General features: G+C 73.2%; 6 protein-coding genes, 1 pseudogene and 1 riboswitch. Of the genes and pseudogenes, 6 read left to right on the forward strand and 1 reads right to left on the reverse strand.

Annotated features, from left to right (window positions below; all coding sequences use genetic code 11):
- The first annotated feature begins 83 nt into the window (after nucleotides 1-83).
- From BN12_RS19810 to pdxH, 3 genes are all read left to right on the forward strand, one after another.
- Nucleotides 84-680 carry a pentapeptide repeat-containing protein gene (locus BN12_RS19810; protein WP_157635582.1) on the forward strand — a complete coding sequence of 199 codons (597 nt, stop codon included), beginning with the start codon at nucleotides 84-86 and terminating at the stop codon, nucleotides 678-680.
- 12 nt (nucleotides 681-692) lie between these two features.
- Complete coding sequence (locus BN12_RS19815; protein WP_048555198.1) at nucleotides 693-1967, forward strand: MFS transporter; 1275 nt, start codon at nucleotides 693-695, stop codon at nucleotides 1965-1967.
- Nucleotides 1968-2089: 122 nt separating this feature from the next.
- Entirely contained in the window at nucleotides 2090-2767 is a 678-nt protein-coding gene (gene pdxH, locus BN12_RS19820) for a pyridoxamine 5'-phosphate oxidase (RefSeq protein WP_048555199.1), read from the forward strand.
- 197 nt (nucleotides 2768-2964) lie between these two features.
- Here pdxH and BN12_RS19825 read toward each other — a convergent pair whose 3' ends face one another.
- Nucleotides 2965-3696 (reverse strand): hotdog family protein, encoded by a 732-nt coding sequence (locus BN12_RS19825; protein WP_048555200.1) that lies wholly within the window; start codon nucleotides 3694-3696, stop codon nucleotides 2965-2967.
- A 51-nt stretch (nucleotides 3697-3747) separates the two neighbouring features.
- Here BN12_RS19825 and BN12_RS19830 point away from each other — a divergent pair, with 51 nt between their 5' ends.
- The 3 genes and pseudogenes from BN12_RS19830 to BN12_RS25445 form a co-directional block, all read left to right on the forward strand.
- Nucleotides 3748-4998: an MFS transporter gene (locus BN12_RS19830; RefSeq protein WP_048555201.1), complete on the forward strand. Its 1251-nt coding sequence runs from the start codon at nucleotides 3748-3750 to the stop codon at nucleotides 4996-4998.
- Nucleotides 4995-5696, forward strand: a complete 702-nt coding sequence (locus tag BN12_RS19835; protein ID WP_048555202.1) for a metal-dependent transcriptional regulator — start codon at nucleotides 4995-4997, stop codon at nucleotides 5694-5696. The genes BN12_RS19830 and BN12_RS19835 overlap by 4 nt, the downstream gene beginning before the upstream one ends.
- 279 nt (nucleotides 5697-5975) lie before the next feature.
- A riboswitch (cyclic di-AMP (ydaO/yuaA leader) is annotated at nucleotides 5976-6168 on the forward strand.
- Nucleotide 6169: 1 nt separating this feature from the next.
- Nucleotides 6170-6413: pseudogene (locus BN12_RS25445) on the forward strand (C40 family peptidase); the annotation flags it as partial.

Genomic DNA, 6413 nt, shown 5'->3' on the forward strand with positions numbered 1-6413 from the left:
GGCGGCCGTTCCCGCGGAGCCGGACCCCGCGGCCGGGGCGCCGGCCCGCGTCGTCGCCCCCGACCACGCCGTCGCGGACACCCGTGGCTGAGCCGACCTTGCGGCCGCGGTCGGAGTTGGACGGGGCGGTGCTCGACGGCGTCGACCTCACGGGCGAGGACGGCACCGACAGCCTCCTCCTGGAGTGCACGCTGACGCGCTGCGACCTCAGCGACGTGCGGCTCGCCGGGGCGCGGTTCACCGAGTGCCGCGTCTCGTGGGTCCATGGCGCGGGCACCGACCTGTCGAGGTCGCAGTGGCTCGACAGCCGGATCGTGCAGCCCCGGCTCGGCGCTCCCCAGCTGCACGGCGCCTCGATGCGGCGGGTCCGGGTCGAGGGCGGCAAGGTCGAGTTCGCCAACTGGCGGGGCACCACCCTCCGGGACGTGGCATTCGACGGCTGCGTCCTCCTCGAGCCCGATTTCGCGGAGGCGTCCCTGCGCGACGTGACCTTCGCCGGATGCCGGCTCGTCGAGCCGCGGTTCGACAACGTCCGGTGCCAGGGCGTCGACCTGTCCGGGGCCGAGCTCGTCATGCCCTCGGGCGTCGCGTCGCTGAGGGGAGCCACGCTGTCCCTGGAGCAGGTGCTCGACGTGGCGCCCGCCCTGGCGCGGCAGCTCGGCATCGCCGTCGTCGGCTGAGCAGCGGTCCCGATGGCCGTCCTCCTCGACGTCACCCCGTTGCGGGAGCACCCCGCATACCTGCGTCTCTATGCCGGGTTCAGCCTCTCCAACATCGGCACCCAGCTGTCCAACGTCGCCATCGGGCTGCAGGTGTACGCCATCACGCGGTCGACGGCCGCGGTCGGCCTCGTCGGGCTCTTCGCCCTCGTGCCGCTCGTCGTCATGGGCCTGTACGGCGGCACCCTCATCGACCGTCACGACCGCCGTTTCGTCGCGCTCGTCGCCCAGTGCGTGACCCTCGTCGCGAGCGCCACGGCCGCGCTGCAGGCCTGGTTCGGCAACGGCCACGTCTGGCTGCTCTTCCTCATCGTCGCCGTGTGGAACGGCGGCTTCGCCGTGACGAACCCGGCCCGCTCGGCCATCTATCCGCGCATCCTCCCGCGGGAGCAGCTGCCGGCGGCGAACGCCCTCGCCGTCTTCGCGATGAACTCCTCGCTGACGTTCGGGCCGCTGCTCGCCGGCTTCCTCATCGAGCTGTGGGGGTTCCGCAGCGCGTACACCGTCGACGCGGTCCTCACGCTCGGCGCCATCGCCGGGCTCACCTCGCTCGGGCCGATACCGCCCGAGCCGATCGCCGACGGCGAGGAGCGGCCCCGCGGGCTGCGGGCCGTCTGGGACGGGTTCGCCTTCCTCGGGACGCGGCCCAACGTCCGGATGACCTTCGTCGCCGACATCGTCGCCATGCTGACCGCCGCCCCTCGGGTGCTCTTCCCCGCGGCCGGGGCGATCTTCCTCGGCGGGGGCGCCCGGACGGTCGGCTTCCTGTATGCCGCGACGGCCATCGGCGGCATCGTCGCGATGGTCTTCAGCGGCCCCCTCGGCCTCATCCGGCGCCAGGGCCTCGCGATCGTCGTCAGCATCGTCGGCTGGGGACTCGGCGTGTCGGTCTTCGGCGTCGCGCTGCTGCTCAGCCAGGGCCACCTGTCGCAGGACGCCGCGCTGGCGCTCGGCCTCGCCGCGATGTTCGGGGCCGGCGCGGCCGACTCGGTGAGCGCCGTGTTCCGGCAGACGATCCTCCAGTCGGCGACGCCCGACCACCTCCGCGGCCGGCTCCAGGGCGTCTTCGTCGTCGTCGTGGCCGGCGGTCCTCGCCTCGGCGACGCCGTGGCCGGGTGGGCGACCGAGCACCTCCACGAGGACTGGACGGCGATCGTCGGCGGCGTTCTCTGCGTCGTCGTCATCGTCCTGCTCGGGGTGTTCCAGCGCACCTTCGTCCGCTACGACGCGATGCACCCGACCCCCTGACGGACGGCATACGCGCGTCCGCTTGGCGTCCTCGTGGGGAAGCCGGTTGCTGTCAGGACTCCCGCTCGCTTCCCCACGAGGGTCCGGGCGGTCTCGCCGGCGCGGGTCGTAGCCTTGCCGCCATGGTGACGGAGCGGACCGACTACACCGGCGAGGGGCTGTCCGAGGAGGAGCTGGGGGCGACCCCGTGGCTCCAGGCGAGCCGCTGGGTCGACGACGCCCTGGCGCGGTCCCGTGAGGTCGGCGACACTCCCGAGCCGCTCGCCATCTCCGTCGCCACGGTCGACGCGGAGGGGCACCCGGACGTCCGCACCGTGCTCATGCGCTTCTTCGACGAGCGCGGACCCGGCTTCGTCACCTGCCTCACCTCGACCAAGGGCCGCCAGCTCACGGCCAACCCGGCGGTTGCCGCCGCGCTCACCTGGCCCGCGATGTTCCGGGCCGTCCGGTTCCGCGGGACGGCCGAGGCCCTCTCCCGCGACGAGGTCACCGCCTACTTCGGCGAGCGCCCGTGGGGCTCCCGGATCAGCGCGTGGACCTCGCGGCAGTCCGAGCCGGTGGCGTCCCGCGCCGAGCTGGAGGCGGCATACGAGAGGTATGCCGAGCGCTGGCCCGACCACGGGAAGCCCGACGACGTGCCCGTTCCGGACTTCTGGGGCGGGTTCCGGATCCGGTGCGACAGCGTGGAGTTCTGGGGCGGCCGACGCAACCGGCTGCACGACCGGCTCCGCTTCGTCCGGGTCGGTGCCGGGTCGCTCGCCGATACCGACGCCTGGCGCGTCGAGCGGCTCCAACCCTAGGAACGCACCGCCCGCCGACCCCGCACGTGCCGAGTTGTTGTCGTCAGGACGATCCAAGGACAGCATCAACTCGGCACGTGCGGCACCCCGACCCGCACGTGCCGAGTCGATGTCGTTCGGATCAGGTCTGGGCGACATCTTCTCGGCACGTGCGAGGCATACCGCGGCCCAGCCGTCGCCGAGCGCGACGCCGGCGATCAGGCGACGGGCCGAACGGTCGCCGGGTCGACCGCGACCCAGATCGACTCGGCCCGAGCGAGGAGCCGGCCGTCGTCGCCGTAGAGCACCGAGGCCGCCGGGCACCGGCGCCCCTCGCGGCCGCGGGGCCACGCCACGACGACGCAGCGCTCGCCGACGGCCGGCAGCTCGACGACGCGGGCCGTCATCGTCCCGAGGAGCATCGGGCGCCCCGAGACTCCGGCGGACCAGCCGCTGGGGCAGTCGAGGGCGGCCCACACGATGGGCCCGGACACCTCCACGGGGACCCAGGTCGCGGCATACTCACCGCCCCCACCCGGCACCCGGCCCGGCCGCAGTCCGAGTCCGTCCGAGCGGGCCGTCCCACAGGTGAAGCACGTCGGGAACGGATGGTCGGACAGCCCCTCGTATGCCGTCCCGCTCGCCTGCGCGACGTCGAAGGCCACCGGCGGAGGCACGTCGTCACCCAGCCCCTCGGCCGCGGCAGGCACGGCCGAGGCGACGATGCTGCCGGCCGTGGGCTCTCCGTCCCAGACCTGCACTCCCCACGCGTCGCCCTCGGCGCAGGACGCGGGGAGGACGGCGAGGTCGCGGTCGAGGGGCGGCGGGGTGCGCAGCCGCACCGTCACGACGTCGGCGTCGACCTCCTCGGCCACCCGGCCGGCGAACCATCCGCCGTTGGCGGAGTGCGGAGGTCCGTTGAAGCGGGCCGGGACGTGCAGGGAAGCCATCCTGTGAACGTACCCGAGGCCTCCGGGGTCGTTCGTTGCACAATGACGGGGATGACGAAGACGACCCGGACGAGCAGCCCTGGGGAGACCTTCACCTTCCGATCGATCGCCGTTCCCGCGTACGGCCCGACCGTCGTCGCAGCCCTCGGCACCGGCGCGACGGCACCGGTCATCGCCCTCGCCGCCATCGACCTCGGCGCGTCCGTGTCCGTCGCGTCCTTCGCCGTCGGGCTCGGCCTCGTCGCTGAGGTCTTCTTCGCCATCCCGGCCGGCTCGCTCATCGCACGGGTCGGCGAGCGCCGGGCCCTCATCTGGGGCTGCGCCGTCGACGCGGTGTTCTCCAGCGTCGCGTGGCTCGTTCCGTCGCTCGCCGGGTACCTGCTCGCCCAGTTCGCCCTCGGCTTCACCGCCTCGGTCTTCATGGTCGCCCGGCAGGGGTACCTCGTCGAGGCGGTGCCGTATGCCGTTCGCGCACGCGCCATGTCGACGCTCGGCGGCGTCAACCGGATCGGCCTGTTCCTCGGACCGTTCATCGCCGCCCCGGTCATCCACCTGTGGGGACCGCGCACGGCCTACGCCATCGCCGTCGTCTCCGGCCTGGGCGCGGGAGCGATCGTCCTGCTGTCGCGCGACATCACGGCCGAGCACGACCTGGCCCTGCGGACGGCGCCGGCCCGACAACCGACGCGGACGGTGCTCTGGGCCCACCGCCGGACCTTCGCGACGGTCGGGATCGGCGTCCTGTTCATCGGCGCGGTCCGCGCAGCCCGGACGACCCTCATCCCGCTCTGGGCGCTCCATGTCGGCCTCACCGCCAGCCAGACGGCCCTCGTCTTCGGCGTCGCCGCAGGACTCGAGATGCTCGTCTTCTACCCCGCCGGGTCGGTCATGGACCGCCTCGGCCGGCGCTGGGTCGCCATCCCCTGCATGACGCTCATGGGGGTGGCCTTCCTCGTCCTCCCGCACACCGCGACGCTCGCCGGGGTCGGCGCGGCGGCGATCGTCGGGTCGGTCGGCAACGGGCTCGGCTCGGGGATCGTCATGACCCTCGGCGCCGACCACGCGCCGTCCGAGGGGCGCGCCCAGTTCCTCGGCGGGTGGCGGTTCCTCTCGGTCGTCGGCGGGAGCAGCGCACCGCTCGGCATCGGCGTCGTGGCCGGGGCCGCGAGCCTGGCCCTCGCCTGCACCCTCGTGGGAGTAACGGCGTTCGTCGGGGCGTTGTGGCTCATGTGCTGGCTGCCCCGACGCGCGGCGCCCAACGATCCCGTATCCCAGACGTCTCATGAGAGGCTAGGACCGTGACGGATCTCATCGACACGACGGAGATGTACCTCCGCACGATCTACGAGCTCGAGGAGGAGGGCATCCCGCCGCTGCGAGCCCGCATCGCCGAGCGGCTCGGCCACTCCGGCCCCACGGTGTCCCAGACCGTCGCCCGCATGGAGCGTGACGGTCTGCTCAGCCTCGCGGGCGACCGGCACATCGAGCTGTCCGACCGTGGCCGCCTCCTCGCGACGAGAGTCATGCGCAAGCACCGGCTCGCCGAGCGGCTGCTCACCGACGTCATCGGCCTGGAGTGGGAGTACGTCCACGACGAGGCGTGCCGCTGGGAGCATGTGATGTCCGAGCGCGTGGAGCGCAAGATCCTCGCGATGCTGCAGGACCACCGGGAGTCGCCGTATGGCAACCCCATCCCCGGGCTGGAGGAGCTCGGCGCGACCGACGACAACGAGAGCTTCCTCACCGGCATGCACCCGCTGACCGAGGTCGCCGACGAGGAGCCGGTGACGGTCATCGTCCGCCGCATCGGCGAGCCGGTCCAGGTCGACCACGAGGCCCTCACCCTCATCACCGCGGCGGGGCTCCTCCCGGGGAGCCGGGTGGCGGTGCGCCGGGAGGGACAGCGCATCGTCGCCGTCCTCGAGGGCGCCGAGGAGTCGACCGGTCTGTCGCTGCCCGACGACGTGGCGATGCACGTCTTCGCGACCTACCCCGTCTGAGCCCGGCGCCCCGGCCTGAGACGCCTGCTGGTCGGGGCCGGAGTCGCCCGGAGGCGTGGCCCGTGACCGCCTCACCGGCTCCGGGAGCCGTCGCGACGGTGTGAAGGTCGCCACACGGCATACCGCGGATTGTCTCTGTGGATATGGACATTCGGGATGTATGCCGTGTCTTCCTCCGCAGGTGCGGAGGCGGTGTCCACAGCCGCCGTGACCCAAACGTGACATTCGCGCGACGGTGTTGTAGCGTCTCCCGCGGTCGGCCATCCCTGAGGTCGGCTCCCGAGGCGGACGCCGAGTCCTGCCACCGCATCGGGTCACGACCGCTGGCAGGAGCGGGGGAACCACTTCCCGGCCCGTCCCAGGACGGACCTTGGGGTGAAGCCGACGCGGCGCGGGTGACCGTGCGCGCCGGCCGGGTAGACCTCTGACCCGAACCCGACAGCTCACCTCGTAGGCGTTGGAGAGGTTCACACGTGGCTCACAACGCTGCCGCCGGGCGCCACCGCGCCCCGGGTCGTTACAACCCCCTGTCGGAGCTCGGCCTCGTCATCGGCCGCTCCACCCAGCCGGTCGTCAAGGGATCGGCGGTCCTCGCCGCCTCGGGCGGCCTCGTCGCCGCCTTCGCCCTGCCGGCCAACGCCACGGGCGACACGACCGCTCACCCCGCGCTGACGAAGGCCGCCACGCCGGCCCGCGCCGCGCTGCCGGCCGTCACCG

The organism is Nostocoides japonicum T1-X7, assembly GCF_001046855.1.
In the GTDB taxonomy this organism is placed as follows: Bacteria; Actinomycetota; Actinomycetes; order Actinomycetales; family Dermatophilaceae; genus Nostocoides; species Nostocoides japonicum.